Origin of the sequence: Psychrobacillus glaciei, assembly GCF_008973485.1 — a bacterium.
GTDB classification, from domain to species: domain Bacteria; phylum Bacillota; class Bacilli; order Bacillales_A; family Planococcaceae; genus Psychrobacillus; species Psychrobacillus glaciei.
The window spans coordinates 750,126-769,313 of sequence record NZ_CP031223.1 but is presented as its reverse complement, the minus strand read 5'-3'; the positions used below and the strand labels follow the sequence as shown (position 1 = coordinate 769,313).

At 35.8% G+C, this 19,188-nt stretch carries 16 protein-coding genes; 2 read left to right on the top strand and 14 right to left on the bottom strand.

What is annotated here, in order from left to right:
• Nucleotides 1-44: 44 nt before the first annotated feature.
• From PB01_RS03650 to PB01_RS03625, 6 genes are all read right to left on the bottom strand, one after another.
• A complete protein-coding gene (locus PB01_RS03650) occupies nt 45-3,299 on the bottom strand; it encodes a glycosyltransferase (RefSeq protein ID WP_151698930.1) in 3,255 nt (1,084 codons plus the stop codon).
• 10 nt (nt 3,300-3,309) lie between these two features.
• Nucleotides 3,310-4,578 (bottom strand): ABC transporter ATP-binding protein, encoded by a 1,269-nt coding sequence (locus PB01_RS03645; RefSeq protein ID WP_151698929.1) that lies wholly within the window; start codon nt 4,576-4,578, stop codon nt 3,310-3,312.
• 10 nt (nt 4,579-4,588) lie between these two features.
• On the bottom strand, nt 4,589-5,383 hold the full coding sequence (locus tag PB01_RS03640; RefSeq protein WP_151701949.1) for an ABC transporter permease: 795 nt from the start codon (nt 5,381-5,383) through the stop codon (nt 4,589-4,591).
• 103 nt (nt 5,384-5,486) lie between these two features.
• Nucleotides 5,487-7,055 (bottom strand): O-antigen ligase family protein, encoded by a 1,569-nt coding sequence (locus PB01_RS03635; RefSeq protein ID WP_151698928.1) that lies wholly within the window; start codon nt 7,053-7,055, stop codon nt 5,487-5,489.
• Between the two features lie 16 nt (nt 7,056-7,071).
• Nucleotides 7,072-7,566, bottom strand: a complete 495-nt coding sequence (locus PB01_RS03630; RefSeq protein ID WP_151698927.1) for a tetratricopeptide repeat protein — start codon at nt 7,564-7,566, stop codon at nt 7,072-7,074.
• A gap of 208 nt (nt 7,567-7,774) precedes the next feature.
• On the bottom strand, nt 7,775-9,778 hold the full coding sequence (locus PB01_RS03625) for a hypothetical protein (protein WP_151698926.1): 2,004 nt from the start codon (nt 9,776-9,778) through the stop codon (nt 7,775-7,777).
• Nucleotides 9,779-11,077: 1,299 nt separating this feature from the next.
• On the opposite strand from PB01_RS03625, the gene PB01_RS03620 reads away from it, so the two are divergent.
• Nucleotides 11,078-11,509, top strand: a complete 432-nt coding sequence (locus tag PB01_RS03620; RefSeq protein WP_151698925.1) for a PD-(D/E)XK nuclease family transposase — start codon at nt 11,078-11,080, stop codon at nt 11,507-11,509.
• A gap of 219 nt (nt 11,510-11,728) precedes the next feature.
• Here the strand turns inward: PB01_RS03620 and PB01_RS03615 are convergent, their stop codons facing one another.
• From PB01_RS03615 to PB01_RS03605, 3 genes are read right to left on the bottom strand one after another with little or no spacing between them, the layout of a single operon-like run.
• Nucleotides 11,729-12,457, bottom strand: coding sequence for an amino acid ABC transporter ATP-binding protein (locus PB01_RS03615; RefSeq protein ID WP_151698924.1), 729 nt, complete (start codon nt 12,455-12,457; stop codon nt 11,729-11,731).
• Between the two features lie 21 nt (nt 12,458-12,478).
• Nucleotides 12,479-13,135 (bottom strand): amino acid ABC transporter permease, encoded by a 657-nt coding sequence (locus PB01_RS03610; RefSeq protein WP_151698923.1) that lies wholly within the window; start codon nt 13,133-13,135, stop codon nt 12,479-12,481.
• A 30-nt stretch (nt 13,136-13,165) separates the two neighbouring features.
• Nucleotides 13,166-13,990 carry a transporter substrate-binding domain-containing protein gene (locus PB01_RS03605; protein ID WP_225986153.1) on the bottom strand — a complete coding sequence of 275 codons (825 nt, stop codon included), beginning with the start codon at nt 13,988-13,990 and terminating at the stop codon, nt 13,166-13,168.
• Nucleotides 13,991-14,248: 258 nt separating this feature from the next.
• On the opposite strand from PB01_RS03605, the gene PB01_RS03600 reads away from it, so the two are divergent.
• Nucleotides 14,249-14,803 carry a helix-turn-helix domain-containing protein gene (locus PB01_RS03600; protein ID WP_151698922.1) on the top strand — a complete coding sequence of 185 codons (555 nt, stop codon included), beginning with the start codon at nt 14,249-14,251 and terminating at the stop codon, nt 14,801-14,803.
• 95 nt (nt 14,804-14,898) lie between these two features.
• On the opposite strand, the gene PB01_RS03595 is transcribed toward PB01_RS03600, so the two are convergent.
• The 5 genes from PB01_RS03595 to argJ all read right to left on the bottom strand — a co-directional run bounded on the left by PB01_RS03595 (nt 14,899) and on the right by argJ (nt 19,163).
• A complete protein-coding gene (locus PB01_RS03595; RefSeq protein WP_151698921.1) occupies nt 14,899-15,279 on the bottom strand; it encodes a DUF1761 domain-containing protein in 381 nt (126 codons plus the stop codon).
• A gap of 15 nt (nt 15,280-15,294) precedes the next feature.
• The gene (locus tag PB01_RS03590) at nt 15,295-15,750 is read right to left on the bottom strand and encodes an SRPBCC family protein (RefSeq protein ID WP_151698920.1); all 456 of its coding nucleotides are present in this window, start codon (nt 15,748-15,750) and stop codon (nt 15,295-15,297) included.
• A gap of 296 nt (nt 15,751-16,046) precedes the next feature.
• A complete protein-coding gene (locus PB01_RS03585) occupies nt 16,047-17,213 on the bottom strand; it encodes an acetylornithine transaminase (protein ID WP_151698919.1) in 1,167 nt (388 codons plus the stop codon).
• Nucleotides 17,210-17,989, bottom strand: coding sequence for an acetylglutamate kinase (gene argB, locus PB01_RS03580; protein ID WP_151698918.1), 780 nt, complete (start codon nt 17,987-17,989; stop codon nt 17,210-17,212). The genes PB01_RS03585 and argB overlap by 4 nt, the downstream gene beginning before the upstream one ends.
• A complete protein-coding gene (argJ, locus tag PB01_RS03575) occupies nt 17,952-19,163 on the bottom strand; it encodes a bifunctional glutamate N-acetyltransferase/amino-acid acetyltransferase ArgJ (protein ID WP_151701947.1) in 1,212 nt (403 codons plus the stop codon). The genes argB and argJ overlap by 38 nt, the downstream gene beginning before the upstream one ends.
• Between the last annotated feature and the right edge of the window lie 25 nt (nt 19,164-19,188).

The following is a 19,188-nucleotide window of genomic DNA, read 5'->3' as shown; positions in this document are numbered from 1 at the left end:
TTTCTAAAAAACTATAAAATTTTACCTAGATTTTATTTTCACGTCTAATTAATATCTAACTTAATCTGTTCAAGGGCTGCATTAGTTGTAAAGTACTTACTTATATAGTCTTTTGATTTCATTGATAGATTGGTCCACATTTCAATATCATCATATAGGTCAATAACCATTCGAGAAAATTCCTCACTATCCTTTGCAATTAGTGAGTACTGCTCAAAATCTATTAAACCTTCTGATCCTATTGGTGTTGTTACGATCGGAACATGATGGGATGTCGCCTCAACTACTTTACCTTTTACACCAGCTCCATACCTTAAAGGAACAACTACTATCCTACAGTCGCTATAATATTGCATCAGCTTTTCCTCAGTCACATAACCCGTCACAATTATATTTTTAGAATTTAGCGCCATTATGTCGTTAGGTGGATTAGAACCTACAATGTAGAATTTTATATTAGGTTTTGCACTCAGTATATTCGGAAAAATTTCATTAACAAACCATAGTACACCATCATAATTAGGCTTATGATTGAAACCACCTACAAATAATATATTTTCTCGACTATCAAAACTTTTATTTTCTATATCTATTTCTTCATCATTAAACATAAACAAAGGTAGATTTCTAATAATTTTATTTGGAAATTCTTGTTGCAACAAATTTTGTTCATAAGAGCCTACTACATGTATCACATCTGCTTTAGAAAATAAATCAAATTCAATTTTCTTCCACTCTTTTGATGACTTTAATAGTTCTTCATTTTTTTCTACTTCATAGTTTCTGAGTTCTCTTAGATAATGCAAATCAAGCCCAAAGTAAATAATTTTTGCTTGAGTATGTTTTCTTGCCATATCAATATATTTAATAGCTATATGGGGTCTATTCAGATAAACATAGTCTAAATATTCTCCATTTTCCTTAAACCACTGTTCAATATTTTTAGAATAGTTATTTCCATACAAAACCTCTATCCCTAATGCTTGTAGTTCGGAAGTATATGGCTCGTGTCGATAAAAATTATCACCAATGAATATCACATTAAACCCTAATGATCTAAATAACTTTAGATACTGGAAAGTGCATCTTCCACCTGCATCTTTGTCATAGTGCGGAACATAATGGTCAACTACTACTATTGTTTTCGAAAGTCTACTTCTATCCCTTGCCCAAAAAACATCTTTTCCATTTATTAAATGAAAGTTTTGTAATTCAATTTCCCATTTTTTAACAAACACATTTTTATTCTTGCCTTGATATTTCTTAATATTGCTGCTTTCATCGGTACCATGAGATATTCCTTCAAAATGCACCACTACTGATTTTGGTTGATACATCACTTTGTATCCATGTTTTCTGACCTCAAATGCTAAATCTGTGTCCTCATAATATGCTGGCACATATCTTTCATCAAACCCACCAATATCTTCCCATAGTTCTTTTTTAATCATAATTGCTGCACCAGATATATAGTCCACTTCTTTCACGTAATTATATTCTGACTTAGCTGGATCATCTAATCTACCAAAGTTCCATCCACTGGCATCATTCCAAATGATCCCACCAGCCTCTTGAAGTCGTCCATCTGGGTAAACTAATTTAGAACCTACCATTCCAATTTGGCTATCACTTTCTATCAATTCGACTAGCGAATCTAGCCATCCTTCTTGGACCTGAGTGTCATTATTGAGGAATAAAATAAACTTTCCTTCAGCATACTTTGTAGCATTATTACAATTTAAAAGGAAACCTCTATTTTCTCCATCTCTAACTACCTTAATGTTCTCTACATATTCAGAAATTCTAGTTGTTTCATCTGTTGACATGTCATCTGCAATAATAATTTCATAAGATACTTGATCTGTATTCGTGAGTATAGATTTTAAACATGAATAAGTGTAATCCCACTGATTGTATACCGGAATAACAATAGATACTGTTGGTGATGGATACCTTTTAAAAGTAATTTGATGATACTCTTGCTCAATTTGTGTAATCGCAAGTTTAAGTTCAGATGCATCAGATGTATTTCTCTCAATATAATCGTCAACACGACTTTCTAACATGGAGAAGTTTTGATTTTTAGTATAGTAGATAAACTTTTTCACATTTTCTTTATTCAACAATTTAAAGTTTCTATTTACAATAATCTTTTTGAACAACTTAACAAATAATCTACTTTTTCCAGTAGAAGGTAATATTTTATCTCTCCATTTATAGTATTTTAAAAGAATTTTCCAACCATCTGATTCAAAGATATTGTTTAACATTCTTTCTTTTTCTCTTAAGTTTTCATTTTGTTCTTCGCCTTGTATAATTTGATTTTTTAGCGAATCAATTTCTACTTTTTTTACACTTTCTAACTCTTTAATTATGTTATTAAATCGAATTTCATACTCATTTTTTTCTTTTTTCTTTACAACTTCTAATTCTTCAATCATGTTATTTAATTGAATTTTATATTCATTTTTTTCTTTTTCGATTAAATTAATTGAACTATTTTTCTCTAAAATTTCTTTATCTTGAAAGGCTATATGGTTGTTCCGGCTTTCAACTTCATCTTGAAGTGTTACAATTCTATTAATACTCTTTTTATATTTCCCGTTTTCTATAATTACTGAGTTAATATTATACTCCTGGTCCGTTAAATCGGAGCAAATAGCTATTATATATTTACCGTTATCACCAATATTAGCATCCGAATCTAAATTATTTAATATAGTCCCATTTTTTCTACTCAATACATGAACATTTTCTTTTAGTTGGTAGAAAAATTCAACACTATTAAAATGAGGCTTTAAAAATCCATAAAACTCTTCTTCATAAAATTCTTTTACATGAAATGGATTTTTGTATTTTCTTTCGTCAGTATATATCTTTTTGTTTGGAGTAGAGATTATTAAGATTCCATCTTCTTTCATTACTCTTTTTATTTCTTTTAGAAAAAGATTTTGAACATATTCTTCAACATGCTCTATCGTTTCAAAAGATATAATAATGTCGAAAAAACTATCCTCGAATGGTAGTTTATCTATACTTCCTGTTAAGAATTGAAGATTGGGTTTAATGTATTTTTGTTCAGCATGACTTATTGATTCCGAGTCAATATCTATTCCGTATATTTTTTGCGCCTGATTTGCCAATATATCCGAACCATAACCTTCTCCACAAGCAGCATCTAATACAACTTTCCCTTTTACCAGATCTTTTATGGATTGATACCTTTGTAAGTGTTCTGATTTTATTTCATCATCTTCTTCTATAACATTTGGGATAAATCTTTCTCCAGTAAAGTCCATTGTATTCTCCTTATTTTTGTATTGCATCGAAAGATACGTTATCTAGAACCATAAACCCCTCTAAATCATGATCTTGCTTATCATCTACTTTTATTATTAGTGCATCATGAACCCAACAGTGCTGTGTATGCTCAAGTTGAGTTCCCGATGCAACGGCAGGTGAAATTGAATAATTACCTCTTTTTAATGGTGGTACTATGAATTCAAAATTATAAATGTAATTTTTGTTTGCAAAAGTATCTGTCATAGATTGCTTTATAGCAAATGTATTTGTTTGAGTCACAATATTACCAATCCTATCTTTTACACTAAATCCAATTATCGGATTCTGTAAGACCTCTTTATAACTCACATTTATGGAAATATTTACTCTTTCGCCCATCTCTGTTTGAAAAATCTTATTTTTTTTATCATCAAACATACTTATTCCTAGTATTTTTGCTTTATTATCTCCAAACATTTGAAGGCTTTTGTCAATCGGATCAATTTCTGTAGATTTAGTCTGTATATCATTTAATTCATCTTCCACATAATTATCTAAAGTACTCCCTGCCATAAATGCTTGGTACTTCTTGGATATGTCCTCTGGGTCTCCAGAATCTTGTAGATGACCTTCATTTATCCAAATAAGTCTATCACAGAATTTTTTTAATTGTAGGAGGTCATGCGAAACAAATAAGATAGTTTTATTTTTCTTCATATCTTCTATTTTTCTTAAGCATTTTTGTTGGAATCTAATATCGCCTACACTTAAAGCTTCATCCACGATAAGTATATCTGGATCAACACTTATGGCTACCGAAAACGCTAATCTGACATACATACCACTGGAATAGTTTTTTACAGGTTGATTAATAAACTCTCCAATATCAGCAAACTCAATTATCTCTGGTATCTTACTCTCCATTTGCTCTTTTGAATACCCCATGATTGTTCCGCTTAAAAAGATATTCTGAAGTCCAGTGTAATCCGGATTAAACCCTGCTCCTAATTCCAAAATCGCAGAAATTTTTCCATCCACTTTTATATAACCTGACGTTGGAGTTAGAACCCCTGTAATTATTTTGAGTAATGTAGATTTCCCAGATCCATTTTTACCTATAATACCAACGGATTCGCCTTTTTTAATATCAAAGTTTATATCATTTAAAGCATAAAATTCTCTTGAATAACTTTCTTTTTTTGAAAAACTTAATGAATCTTTTAGTCTATCAATAGGTTTATCATATAGTTTGTATTTTTTAGTAACTTTACTTGCGACAATTGCGAAATTTTCCATTTTTCTACTCCTATAATACGTCTGCAAAATGTGCTCTTAATTTCCTATATACATAAAAACCAACAATTATATTTAATAAGGTAAATGCCCAAAAATATAAAGTAAGATTCGGCTTCTCCCAAAACCATTGGTGGTATACTAAGGAGGATCTATACCCTTCTGTAATGTAATATATCGGATTTAATTTTATTAAAAATATATATTTCTCCGGAAGTATATCTATTGACCAAAATATTGGAGTGATCCAAAAACAAAACTGTAATACCATATTTACAAAATGACCAATATCTTTTAAAAATATGACTAGACTTGAAGTTAGGTAGGAAAAACCCAATAACAGCAAGATTGAAGCTATTAAGTAATACACTATTTGCAAGTTGTAAATACTAAAATCGTACCCGTAAATGAAAAACATAAAAAATAAAAATACAATAAAAAATATATGTATATAAAATGCAGATAGTATTTTTACTATCGGTAATATTCCGACTTTGAAATTCATTTTCTTAACTAAATAACTATTTTCTATTATTGAATTCGTAGCACCATTTAATCCATCAGAAAAAAAGAACCATGGTATCATTGCACACAATAGCCATAATATAAATGGAAAATCATCAATAGGCATCGACTTAAAGCCTACTTGAAAAACAAACCAAAAAATCAAAATTGTTATTAAAGGTTGAATAAATCCCCACAAAACTCCTAGTATAGAGCCTACATATCTATTTTTTAAATCACTTTTAGATAATTCTATTGTCAATTTAGCTATTTGCTTTAATTCGTGTATTTTTCCTTGGTACATAAGCCACCTACTCAAATCTATTTAATGTAGAGTTGATTCAAAATTCAAACACTCTAATAATATTATTTATTTTACAGAACTAATCAACACTGACTAAATATTGTTACTCCAAAGCTTCTTTGTCGTTGTAAATCAGCCCCATTATTATCCCACCTATAATAAAAACTGGCGTAGTAGTTCCGGGCAAAGAGTCATTAAATAATGCTTGAAATAAAAATGCTAACCATGTAACGCACAAAACTATGGTAAGTGATGATAATTTGTTGTAACTAAAGATTTTTTTTAATGCAACCCAAACTATATTAAAGACAATACCCAAAAATCCAAATAACCCGATTATTCCTGTCCCATAAACAATACCGACGTATAAATTATGCGGTTTATCAACTATAGTTAATTCATTTAAATTCCCTTGCGCTTCAATATCATAGTGTGGAAAATTATAAATTAGAGTATCTAATCCATAGCCAAACAAAGGCCGTTCACTTACTAACTGAAGTGTTTTCTGCCAAATATAGATACGTCCAGTTCCTGGTCCCCACGCATTTTTTGGTAACTCCGGCAATGTAAACGCAGCATCTGCTGCAAATACAGTACTAAAGAAAAATTTTGAAACATGCCAATCATTAATCTCTTTTAACGAAGTATCTTTTGGCAGTTCAACAACGTAAGGATTTTCTGGAAGAAAGAATCCCACTGACTCATCCCAGACTTTGGGATCTTTAACCGACAATACATGGAAGACAGGCAACGCTAAAACATAAAAAATAGCTAGGGATATGAATGCCATTTTTTTGTTAGTTGATCTAATTGCAATCCATAATACTAACGGAGTAATACAAACAAACGTAACAAAACCGCTTGATGACATACCTATTAACATAGTCGTAAATGAAAGTAGCGCAGCAACTAAATTAATTAGTCTACGTAATTTGTTTGTATCAATAACAATCCATGAAAGGTACATAACTGTAACTAGAGCAAACATTCCGCTCATATAGTTCCAGTGATTAAGTGTACCTATCAGTTTTGAATTATCTCCAATCACTATCTCTGGAGAAAAGGCCGTCATAGCATTTTTAACAAGACTATAAGTTAGTGCATCATGCCCTGTAAAATTCATTGTGGTTAAAATGAAATTAACTATAACTAATGGATAAAAGGAATAAAGCACATATTCTATTACTTTTTTAGGATATTTAATGTGCATTGCAACAAACATTAATAAAATGTAGCATATGTATGAAATCCCACCATCTGAACGGTTATATTGTCCAAGCAATGCTATTGACTTATTTGGAGAAAGGATAGTCGAAAGTAAAACCGCAACTAAAAAAATAGTAAAAAACCATAATATTGGTCGCTTCGGTAAAAAATAATTTAAGAAAAATAACTTATACAAAAATAAACAAACCGCAGCTATAGTTAAAGTTACTAGTGCTATAAACTTATAGAATGTAAAAAAATCAATTTGCCCACCTGATATTAGTCGATCAACATCAGCTATCAGGGGACTCACTACCTCTGTTACATGTCCTCCAATAAGTAAAGGTATAAAAATGATAGCCGTAATCAAAATATAAAAAATCCATTTATCTATTCGCTGTTGTGAACGTTGATCTTCTTTTTCATCACGTTTAATACGTACATTTCTATGTAAAGTATAACTCATCAATAGTAACTCCTTATCATGAACCCACTGAGATTCGCTTTAATAATGCATTAATTTGTTCCTGGTAATCAGGCATTTGTCCTGGGTTGGGTAATGTTTGACAATGTTCAAGGACAACTTTTGCTTGATCTAGTTTTTTTGCATCAACCAGTATATTTGCAAATTGTATCATAAACACTCCATCTTTAACCTTATATGGATTCAAATCGAGTACCGTTTGAAACTCCATAGTAGCTTTACTCCACTCACCTGTATTTGCATGTGCTAATCCTAAGTAATATTTTACAATTGCATTATTTGAATTATTTATTTCAACCTGTTGCAACAGTAGTATTGCTTGACCAAAGTCCTCCTCCTGAAGATACTGTAGCGATTGATTATAAGTTGCTTGGTCAGCTAAAAATTGTTCATCCTGTTTTTTACTTGCAAATGATGCATATCCAAGTCCTATTAGTAATACTGCAACTATAGCGCACACTATATATCGTATTGCTGTATCTGAAATTTTCATACAACTACTCTCTACCTTTCTACTACAGTTTTTTCACATTTTCCACCCTATTACTATTATATACAAAAGTATCCTGTAATGATATACCTTACCTTGAACTGTATAATTTTCTAATTCCTCGTCCTTGATCAATTATAAAGCTTATTAAACTAAAAAAACTGTTTCCCAACATAGTTGGGAAACAGTTTTAAATCTTTCAAACTACTAATTAATAACCAGAAATAGTTCCTGAAGCATTAACTTGTAATTTATATGCATTTGTAATTCCAGTTACAGATGTAACAGTTAATTGACCATCTAATACTCCATTACCACCAGAGATAGTTGATGGTGCACCAAATTTAATGTCAAAACCAGCAGCTGATTCTACAATTGTAGTACCATTTACACCATTAACATAAGTTGCACGTGTTAAATCGCCATCTAATAGTGTAATTTGAGCATTTGAAGCTACTACAGCCGTACTTGCTCCATCTTTTGTAGAAGCAAATACTACTGTTTTTCCAGCTAATGATTTTGAATTATCACCAACATATGATGTTGTAGCTACAAATTTACCAGGAGTAACTGTTACTTTTTCAGTCTCACCAGTAGCAACTGCTTGGCTATATGTTTTAGGAGTTTCATTTACAGAAGTTGCTTGACGAACAGTGAAAATAGTGTTGTCCGTTGTTACTGCAACTGAAGTAGACCATAGACCATTTGACCCTACTTGTACTTGAGTAAGAGCACCTACATTGTCTGTTCCTTTGTAAATATAAACTAATTTACCAGCTTCTCCAGAACCTGATAAAGTAACTGTATTTCCTTCTACACGGTAAGCAGGTGTTCCAGCTTTAACTTCTTGATCTAGCGCGAATTCAGCTTCTGCTACTTTATGAACCCAAAGTTGAATAACTGATCCACCGTTGTAGTTATAAGATCCTCTAAGAAGGTCACCAGCAGCTAACTTAGCTTTAAATGCATCTAAAGTGATAACTGCATTGTTTGTATCTTGGAATACATTTCCGTTTGCACTTAATGTATATTTTTTAAGATCAGTAGTAACAAAATAATTGTTAGCTGCGTCAACATATTTTACTTCTTTTGAATCTAAGTTAGCAGTACCAGTTTCTTTATCATAGAAATTCAATGTTCCTGAAGACTGAGTATCAATGGCATTACCATTAGCTGCTAGAGTTTTAAACTTGATTTTTCCACCTGCGATTTCAGATGCACTAGTAACAGTTAAAACTAATTGCCCGTTAACAACATCAACAGTTGTTGGAGTAGATGTATTAACAGTATTTGCGCCTACTTTTACAAATTGATAAGTATTTGCTAAATCGCCGTTTCCATTTTTCCCTTTACCGTCGAAAGAAACCTCTACTACACCATTGTAAGCTGCGCCTGTAGTAGTTTTAATATTAGCAGTTACTGCATAAGTTTGGCCTTTTTCACCGTGGAATGCTGCTGTATCAACAGTGATATTTCCAGGAATTGCTGGTGCTGCAGTTTTTGCGTCAGTAACTGATTTTTGCAATTCAGTTGCCCATTTTAGTTTGTTTGCATCAAGAATTGCTTGCGCTTCTGCAAGTTTCGCATGTGCATCTGCAATTTTTCCTGCTTTAACGTCTGCTGCTGCTGCTTTAACAAGCATGTTAACTGTTACTTCGTTTTTAACTGAAGCTACTGATTTTTCAAGAGCAGGTTTAACTGCGTTACGGATTTCGTCACGAGTTGTTTGACCATATACACGGTCTAAAAGTTTAGCTTGTTTACGGAACTCACCTGTTGCAGGGTGGTAAGCAGCTTCTACTTTTTCAATATCTCCTGATGCGATTGCTGCATCAAGTGTAGTTGTTAAAGCTTTAATTTTGTTACTTGAAGTAATTGCATCGATGTAGTATCCAGCACGAGTAACTTGGATTTTTGCATCTACAAGTTTAGCGTCAACGCTTAATTTTTCAGAAACTGAAAGTTTAGCTGCTGCTGCTTCTGCTGCTGCAATTGATTTTTTAGCTGCATTGTATTGTGCAAATGGTTGAGTTACGAAATCAGCTGAACCTTCTACTGAGATAGCCCATTTTAATACTGTACCTGCATTTTGTGCGTCTGATACTAATTGATTTACGTTTACTGCTGCGTCAGCTTGGTGTGCTGGTGCTGCTGCAACGAATGCTGAAGCTGCTACTGCAGTTGAAGCTGCAATTTTGATAGCTTTTTTCTTCATAAACTTGTGATCTCCCTTCGCTTGTGTGTTGCAATTTTTTTTAGTGTGTAACACCGGTCGCCTGATAGCGTCCAATATCGTCACCCTAACTAATATATGAGTATACAAAACTCATATGCTAAAATCAACTAATATCCTTAAAGATTACCAGTTTATTTTGAGGATGATATTGTGGAAGCACCAAGGACACGATTACATATTCCATATTACAGGAATAATTCCATTTGCGCCACCTTTTTTTTCTGAATAATTCTTACCAATTTTAGATTTATAGTTTTTCTTCATTTCCCACTTTTGAATAGCGCAAATATTATTTCTTTTTTTTTTTTACTTTTTCTCATAATTAATGCGTGCATTTTTTTTTTTTTGTGTTATGATTTACAGTATAGAAGGTTACTTATAGACGTGTAACGCCGTAAACTTGTTTGTACATTTATTAATGTGCAGCCTTCTACTTCCTTCGTTTTATCGCTCAAGAAGAGAAGCATCTGAATTTCGGATGCTTCTCTTCTTATTTTACAGAGATATTACTAAAGCCCAGGATCAAGGTTATTGAATTAGCGGGCCATGAGGTACTAATTGGAATGCGAGATCGTTGCGCTTATCCAAATATTGTAGCTATATTTTTTTATATCCTTTGGCCGTTTTTCACTTTTAGGCTACTCAAGCAATAATAAGTCCAATCATATAGTCATTCGTGGAACGTGTAGCCCGAATTTTATCTTTGACTGCTTTTTTATTTGTAGAAATCATTTAATCTCTTGCATTCAAAAATTCAGATTCAAAATATGCATCCTCACACTAACTTGTTTCCATTAGAGTAGTAAAGTCATTGTATTTAGTTCCATTAACCCACTCTTTATTCCGCTAAACCCATTTGTTCTATTAAACCTTGATTACTCAATGGTATGTGGTGTAATTAATTTGTCATGTTAAATAATCTATCGGTTTCTTCTATATTATATAGAAGTATTTTATAGTATGTGGTAGTCGCTTGGGTTTATGTAGTGAATTGCCTCATGCGTTAGTATTGCCTCTATTCCCAATAAAGCAATTTGGAATTGCTTATATTCTGTGTAAATTCGATCTCCTAATAATTCAACAATCATTCGAATCGATACTTCAGAAATTATGACTCGGTACACTGGGTACATTTAGCTTTGTACTGGGCCATTATACGCCTTTTGCATTGATTGGATTTGTCGGTATTGTTTTGATAATGTCCGAACAGCTGAGTTTAACTCGGTAATAAAATCGACTGATAAGAATACATGTTCTATAAATGGTTAAAAGGACGGTGTGAAGCTTGTTTATTCAGTAAAAGAGGATGAAGAACAGTACTGTGCAAGAAAAGTGCATCCAAAGGGTTTTAAACCAGTTTTACTAAATGGTTTGCTTGATTTGAAGGTGGATTATGCCTTTAAGCAGTTGTTTGGAAGTGAAAAGAATAAGGAAATTACCATTGTTTTTCTCAATTCTATTTTGAAGCGGACAGGTGCTGATGGGATCAAGGATATTAAATTTGAGAATACCGAGATGGGTCGGGAGTATGAAGAAGACAAACTATCTATGTTAGATATTCTAGAAGAAGGTATTGAAAAAGGAATTGAAAATGGAATTTCTAAGGTCATTATGAATATGAGCAAAAATGGAGCATTTCTAGAAACTATTAGTCAATTAACAGTTATACCTATCGAGCAGATTGAGGGCCTTATTAATTTTATGAGTTAATATTCCTTAATTCGCCAATATTACTTCTAATATAATAGCAACAAAAAAATTACGCCTCGATTGTAAGGCGTGTTTTTTTGTTTGAAAAGAAATATTACATTTGCGTTACTGATTCTAGGCACCAGTAACATTCCCGCAACATCGTAGAAAGCGAGAGATGAAAGCGAGCGGAGAAAGTGGGGAAAAGATAGTGGACATAAGAAAAACCACTAGATTTCTCTAGTGGTTTAGGACTTTGGATAGGAAGTCTTGGGCGCGTTGTGTGTCTGGGTTTGTGAAGAATTTCGATGGCGCTGCGCGTTCGACTATTTTGCCTTCTGCCATGAATACGATTTCGTCGCATATTTCTTTGGCGAAGCCCATTTCGTGTGTTACGACGACCATGGTCATGCCGTCTTTTGCTAGTTTTCGAATGGCATCGAGCACTTCGGTTACCATTTCTGGGTCGAGTGCGGATGTCGGTTCGTCAAATAGCATGACGGTTGGATCCATTGCTAGTGCACGCGCTATAGCTACACGTTGTTGCTGACCACCAGAAAGTCGGCTAGGGTAGGCATCGAATTTGTCACCTAATCCAAGGGAAACGAGTAGTTCTTTCCCTCTTTTTTCAGCTGCTTCTTTGCTTAGTCCTTTTACTTTCATTGGTGCCATTGTGACATTTTCTAGTGCCGTTAAGAACGGAAATAGGTTGAAACTTTGGAATACGAAACCGATATTTGTACGTGCTACGTTGATGTCCGTTTTTTTGTCATGGATGGATATTCCATCGACTGTGATTTCTCCGTTGTCGATTGGTTCTAATGCATTGATTGTCCGAATGAGTGTGGATTTCCCTGCTCCACTTGGTCCAATTAATGCGACAACATTCGATTTTGGTATTTCGAGCGAAACGTCGGTTAGGACGTGGTGGTCGCCGAAGCTTTTATTGACATTTTTAATAGATATCATTTGGGTACACCCTCCTTAACGTTATGCTTCACTCTTCAGTAATCGTTTTTCGAAGTATCGAATGATTAGCGATAAGCTGAATGTCATGAGGAAATAGATTAGCGCAACAAATGTCCATACTTCGATTGAACGGAATGATGTTGCCACTAAGTTTTTTGCAGCTAGCGTTAATTCTCCAGCCGCTATTACGGATATGAGCGATGAATCTTTAATTAACATAATAAATTGGGATGCAAGTGGCGGCAATACGCGTCTAAATGCTTGCGGCAATATAATATGTGTCATCGCTTTTCCATGGGACATTCCAAGTGATCGTGCCGCTTCCATTTGTCCTCTCGGTACCGCTTGAATTCCAGTACGTACGATTTCAGCTATAAATGCACCTGCAAATATCGCAAGTCCTACTATAGCCCCCCAGAAAGAACCTAGGCTGAAGAATTGTCCTAGTACAAAGAATATCCAAAGAAGTAGTACAAGCAGCGGCACGCCGCGAATAATTTCTACATAAACAGAAGATATTAATTTAAAAAATTTATTTTTCGAGATACGTCCCAAGCCAAAGATAATACCTATTGGAATCGCAATAAGAATTGCTAACGCCGAAATTTCCAGTGTTTTAAGCGCCCCATAGATAAAGACGTCCATATTACGCGGGATTACACTCCAGTCATAAGTCATATTTAATCCCCCTCTAAGTTGTCAGAGTGCCTATTCTTCTACTACTTCACTTAACCAATCAGAAGTTTCAAACCATTTGTGACGAGAAGCTAATTCCGATGGACTTTCAATATAGCTGTTTAGGAATGAGTTAATCCATTGTACTGTTTCGAAATCATTTTTCTTCACAGCGATACCAAGGTTTTCAGAAGAAATTAATCCTTCTAACTCTTGAACTTGGCCAGCATTTTTAAGGTTCCAAACTGCGATTGCAGGCTCGTCATATACAACTGCATTTGCTTTACCTAGACCTAGAGCCGCTGCTGCAGCTGGGAAATCTTCAAAATCTAGAACTTCTGCGTTTTTGAATACATCTTTCGCAAGTAAGGCACCAGTTGTTCCGATACCTACCGCAATTTTGTTCCCTTTTACATCAAGTTCTTGCCATGTTTTTGTTTTCTTATCAGACGAAGGCAACATTACTGCTTGACCTGTTTTAAAGTAAGGGTTTGCAAAACTTACTGCTAATGCACGATCTCCACGAATTGTCATACCAGCGAAAATCATATCAATTTCTCCTGTTTGAAGTGCAGGAATTAAACCATCAAATGTAAATTGTTTATATTCTACTTTTACTCCTAGTGCTTTCCCTAGTGCGTTTGCGAAATCTACATCATACCCAACGAAGTCGCCTTTTGGATCTTTCATATCAAACGGGAAATACCCAGAAGACATCCCAATAACCAATTTTTTATTTTTTAATACTTTTTGTAATGTCGAGTTTTCTGTTGATACGCCCCCAGAATCATTGCTACATCCTGCAACCATTAAAACGGTAATCATTAATAGTGCTGCTAACCATTTTCTCAATTTCATGAACATTTACCCCCATTTTTTTGTTTTCCTTAGTCCCCTTTATGAAACTACTGAATTATTAAGAGTATAAGTTATTATTATTCACGTGTCTACATAAAAAATAATTGTACATAATATTTTTATTATTGACTCTATTTAAATTAATATTGAATTAATTGGTAGACATTGATTAAATTTGATTATATTATTACTTAGTAAGTAATTATAATGTGTTTAATTATTCTGCTAATTGTATTTTTATTCAAAGGGGTGTTTTTTATGGAATTTCCTAAAGAAGAAGTCGGCAAGCGAGTCAGATATTTACGTAGGCTACAAGGCTTAACATCAGATGAGCTTGCTAAACTTACCGGAGTCAGCCAAAGTATGATTTCACAAATAGAGCGAGGTCAAGTGTCCCCTTCGTTGGAAACCCTTTGGAAGTTAAGTCATAGTTTGAAGGTTCCAGTGTTTTCCTTTTTTGAACCAGAAGAATCAAATGCTGTGACGATTTGCCGGTCTGGCGAGGAGAAACTGATTAAACGTGTTCGGCCGAATGTAAGTTATCAATTGTTATCTCCTGGCACAGGGAAGCAAATGAGCTTTTTCAAGATGGTCGTCGAGCCCGGTGAGGAATTAGATACACCGTTTATGTATCATTCGGGTGAGGAATGCGGGATTATGCTGTGTGGTAGCATACGTATTGAGGTCGAGGGTGAGACGCATATGATTTATGAAGGCGATAGTATTTACTTTGATAGCTCGCTGCCACACCGGTTTATGAATACTGGTAAAGTGGACGCTGTGGCGATTTGGGCGATGACGCATAGCTTTTAGGGGTTTGTTGGGTGGTTCTTAAATTTTGGATTTTGGTAGTAATTTTATTTGCATAAAAATGGCCCTTTGATAGACTCAAAGGGCTTTTTGATTTGTTAAGATAACCAGCCGTGAAGAGCGCCGAGTAAAGTAAAGATGATGACGTGATCGCAAATCGCGATTATTGTTGATTTCATAGAGATGAGACCAAACAATGCATTTTTTACATAGACCATTTTAATGATAATTCCGATGATGAAGCCGATTAGTGCACCTTGAAGAAGGGTTTCTGCTCCCGTTGTATTGATTAGAATGGCTACAAGAAATGAACTGATGAATGCAATGATGACCGAATAAATGTATTTTATCGGCCCTTTCGTTTGTTGTCCTTTTTTATTTGATAATAAGATTGAATAATAGATTGTACCGTAAATCATGTATAAGAATCCACCTATAATTATAGCTACGTAATTCAAGTTACCCCAGTCAATCGTCATGTAAATCCTCCTAAATTATGAATCTTTAAGTGCTTCTGAACGAACCAATTCGACAAACGCGTCTACTACTTTATCGTTTCTCTTCTTTGAACCTAGTTTGATGAACGTTTTTCCCATCAGATTTAATCCTTCATTCTGGCCAGTATAAATAAATTTCGTGGATTTATCATCTAGTTTGATGAGGGTAAATGCTGTTTGGATTTTAAACGCTTTTGCTAATGCAAACTCTACTTTTTTATGTTTCTTTTGTTTGGTATTTTCATATTCGATATCCGTCACGATATACGTTTCGGTTCTTTTGCCTTCTCGATAGGTTTGTTCGTATGTTGAACCGATAACTTCTTCTTTTATTTCTAACGGTTTATGCTTGACGACGTTTGGCATAATTCTTTGAATTTGATCCAATTCAAAGAGATTCCATACTCGGTCAATTGCTGTTGGAATGATAATTTCTTTGTGCCAAGTTAACAAGTGCTTACCCCTTTTCATCGATTGTTGAGAAGCGATTAAGTTTGAATTTTTCTAAATTGTACCATAATTCGGAGTGAATGCAATGAGATTTTTCGGGGGTGTTAGGTATTTAGTCTTATTTGATGGTTAGTTTGTAGTGTTCGAGGGGGAAGCTGGACTTGAACAGCCTTTTTTCGGATGAAATATTACGGGAATATTACAGGTGCCTGGCACCTGAAATAAAGGACCCGCCTTGAAGGTGGGTCCTGGGTTTTGAATAGCGGTTCGCTGAGCGCTTTAATTCAAGTGGGTTTCTTCTATATAATGTTACGGGTGCCTGGCACCTGTAACATACTCGGCACCCTTAATATACTTGCAATAATGTTGATGGCTTGGTTGATTTCTTGGGTTGTGACGGTTAGTGGCGGCAGGAGACGGATGACGTTTGGTCCTGCGGCGACTAGTAGTAGGCCGGCTTGTTCGGCTTGAGTTATGTATGGAGCGACTTCGTCTGGACAGATAATGCCGAGTATTAAGCCGGATCCTACGATTTTGTATGCTGGTAATGCTTCTTTTAGTTTATCCATAAAGTAAGACGATTTTTCATTGATTGCGAATAAAAATTCGTTAGTGAATATATTATCTAGAACTGCTTGTGCGACGGCGACTGCTAGTGGGTTTCCGCCGAATGTTGTGCCGTGTGTTCCTGGGCCGAATGTGTCATGTAGTTCACTTGTGCCAAGCATTGCGCCGATGGGAAAGCCACCGCCAAGTCCTTTTGCGAGCGTTATGATGTCTGGTTGGAGTACGGTTTGCTCGAATGCGTAGCGGGTTCCAGTGCGGCCGATGCCTGTTTGGACTTCGTCGACGATTAGTAGGATTCCTTTTGATTTGCATATATCAGCAATAGCTCGTGTGAATGCTGGTGTTATTTGGTTGACCCCTCCCTCTCCTTGGATAATTTCGAGCATGATTGCCCCTACACTCTCGTCGATTGCTGCCCCTAATTTTTCGATATCATTGAATGGAACAGTTCGGAAGGTTTCGAGAAGCGGGCCGAATCCGTTGCGTACTTTTTCTTGGCCTGTTGCGGACATGGCTCCAAATGTGCGACCGTGAAATGAGTTTTCAAATGTGATGATAACATGCTTGCCGGTATGTTTGCGTGCGAGCTTTATGGCTGCTTCATTCGCTTCTGCTCCACTATTGCAGAAAAATGCGTGAGCAAAATGCGTCTCTTTTATTAGGGATGAAGCAAGTTTTTCTTGTTCTGGACTTTCGAATAGATTTGATGTGTGCCAAAGTTTTTCGCTTTGGCGCTGGATTGCTTCTACTATCGCTGGATGTGCATGGCCAAGGCTGAGTACGGCGATTCCACTTGTGAAATCGAGATACTCTTTTCCATTGTTATCCGTTACGATTGTGCCTTTTCCTTCCACTAAATGGACCGGACGGCGTGCGTAATTTGGGAATAAAGTGCTCATACGATTACCTCCTGCTGAATAATGGTTGTTCCTTCTAGTTGATCTCCAACTATTTGGACAGATGGAATTCCGGCTTCTAAGCAATCTAGTGCAGCAGTTACTTTTGGTATCATACCTCCGTAGACGTCACCTGATACCATCCAATCTGAGATTGCAGAAGGGGTGGCAATTTGTTGTACTTCCCCTTTGATTTGGATGCCTGGGATGTCTGTTACAAATTGCAGACTTTCTGCTTTTATCGCTAGAGCAATTTCGCTCGCTACGGTGTCGGCGTTGATGTTTAGTGGCGTACCTTCTTCGGTGCAGCTAATACTAGAGATGACTGGCGTGATGCCATTCGCGAGTAGTGTTTTTAGTAGTGAGCTATTCACTTTTTTTATTTCCCCGACGAAGCCGTATGTTTCTTTATGCAATATAGTGCATTGTAATAACTTGCTGTCGTAGCCGTTTAAGCCGATTGCAGCAATGCCACTTTTATTCAGCTCATAAACGAGAGCGGGATTAACTTTGCCGATGAGTGTCGACTGGACGATACCGACTGCTTCTGCAGATGTTACGCGGATGCCGTTTACAGTGGTCGAAGTGATGTTATTTTTGGCTAGCGCTTCATTGATTGCAGGGCCTCCACCGTGGACGATGATGAGTTCATTGCCAGCAGCTTGAAGTTTCTTGAAATTGGTGAAAAAGTTTTCATTCAGACGTTCGAGCATACTTCCCCCTAGCTTGATGACGATGCGTTTAGGAGCGGTATGTTGCATTGATTTGAACGTAGTCATATGTCAAATCGCACCCCCATGCAGTTCCTTGGCCGTTACCTTGATGAATATCTACAAAAATTTTAACTTCTGGCTGTTTTAAGTAGACGATTAAATCTTTTTCTGAGAAAGGTACTGGTTCCCCATTTTCCACAACCTTTGTTACACCAATATGAATTGTGATTGCGTATGGATCAAGGGTTGCGCCGCTATAGCCGACCGCTGCAATAATTCTGCCCCAATTCGCGTCATTGCCAAAAACGGCTGTTTTCACAAGTGGTGAGCCTACGACTGTTTTCGCGATTTTGCGGGCTTCTGCATTGGAAATAGCTCCCTTTACTTCCACTTCAATTAATTTCGTTGCGCCTTCTCCATCTTTTGCAATCATTTTAGCAAGATCTTGAGCTACGGCGTGGAGTGTTTGGATGAAATCTTCCCAATCTGGGTGGTCAGGTGTCAGTGTTTTATTTTCTGCCAAACCGTTTGCCATAACGATCACCATATCGTTAGTGGATGTGTCACCGTCAACCGTAATTGCGTTGAATGTTATGTCAGTGATGGATGTTAGGGCCGTTTGAAGATGGCTGGACTCAATGTTTGCGTCTGTTGTAATAAATCCAAGCATCGTCGCCATGTTCGGTTCAATCATTCCAGAGCCTTTTGCAGTTCCTGCGATGATTACCTCTTTTCCATCGATTATCGTTTGATAAGACGTGTTTTTCGTTACAGTGTCCGTTGTCATGATTGCTTGAGAGAAAGAAATAGCCCCTTCTAACTCGTCGATAGGTTCTAATTGTTGGATACCATTTGTTACAGGTTCCATTTTCATGATTTCGCCGATGACGCCTGTGGAAGCGACACCCACTAAATTGTTGGCGATTCCAAATTTTTCTGCTGTTAACTTTTGCATCGCGTATGCGTCAGTCATCCCTTGTTTTCCAGTGCATGCATTGGCGTTTCCAGCATTGATGATGATTGCTTGCATTTTGCCGGTTTGGTATACGACGTCTTTTGTGACTAGAAGTGGCGCGGCTTTGATGGCGTTTGTTGTGAAAACACCTGCAACGCTAGCTGGTACTTCACTGATAAGAAGGGCGAGGTCCTTTTTCTTGTGCTTTAGGCCGCAATGAATGCCAGTTGCTTGGAAGCCTTTTGGTGAAGCAATGTTTTTATATGAAATTCGTTTCATGGGCATGGTGGTTGTGGACAAGAGTTCATTC

What these genes read in the sequence shown, in the direction of transcription:
- PB01_RS03650 (WP_151698930.1), bottom strand. Translation starts at nt 3,299, where the DNA reads ATGGACTTTACTGGAGAAAGATTTATCCCAAATGTTATAGAAGAAGAT.
- PB01_RS03645 (WP_151698929.1), bottom strand. Translation starts at nt 4,578, where the DNA reads ATGGAAAATTTCGCAATTGTCGCAAGTAAAGTTACTAAAAAATACAAA.
- PB01_RS03640 (WP_151701949.1), bottom strand. Translation starts at nt 5,383, where the DNA reads ATGTACCAAGGAAAAATACACGAATTAAAGCAAATAGCTAAATTGACA.
- PB01_RS03635 (WP_151698928.1), bottom strand. Translation starts at nt 7,055, where the DNA reads ATGAGTTATACTTTACATAGAAATGTACGTATTAAACGTGATGAAAAA.
- PB01_RS03630 (WP_151698927.1), bottom strand. Translation starts at nt 7,566, where the DNA reads ATGAAAATTTCAGATACAGCAATACGATATATAGTGTGCGCTATAGTT.
- PB01_RS03625 (WP_151698926.1), bottom strand. Translation starts at nt 9,778, where the DNA reads ATGAAGAAAAAAGCTATCAAAATTGCAGCTTCAACTGCAGTAGCAGCT.
- PB01_RS03615 (WP_151698924.1), bottom strand. Translation starts at nt 12,457, where the DNA reads ATGATATCTATTAAAAATGTCAATAAAAGCTTCGGCGACCACCACGTC.
- PB01_RS03610 (WP_151698923.1), bottom strand. Translation starts at nt 13,135, where the DNA reads ATGACTTATGACTGGAGTGTAATCCCGCGTAATATGGACGTCTTTATC.
- PB01_RS03605 (WP_225986153.1), bottom strand. Translation starts at nt 13,990, where the DNA reads ATGAAATTGAGAAAATGGTTAGCAGCACTATTAATGATTACCGTTTTA.
- PB01_RS03600 (WP_151698922.1), top strand. Translation starts at nt 14,249, where the DNA reads ATGGAATTTCCTAAAGAAGAAGTCGGCAAGCGAGTCAGATATTTACGT.
- PB01_RS03595 (WP_151698921.1), bottom strand. Translation starts at nt 15,279, where the DNA reads ATGACGATTGACTGGGGTAACTTGAATTACGTAGCTATAATTATAGGT.
- PB01_RS03585 (WP_151698919.1), bottom strand. Translation starts at nt 17,213, where the DNA reads ATGAGCACTTTATTCCCAAATTACGCACGCCGTCCGGTCCATTTAGTG.
- argB (WP_151698918.1), bottom strand. Translation starts at nt 17,989, where the DNA reads ATGACTACGTTCAAATCAATGCAACATACCGCTCCTAAACGCATCGTC.
- argJ (WP_151701947.1), bottom strand. Translation starts at nt 19,163, where the DNA reads ATGCCCATGAAACGAATTTCATATAAAAACATTGCTTCACCAAAAGGC.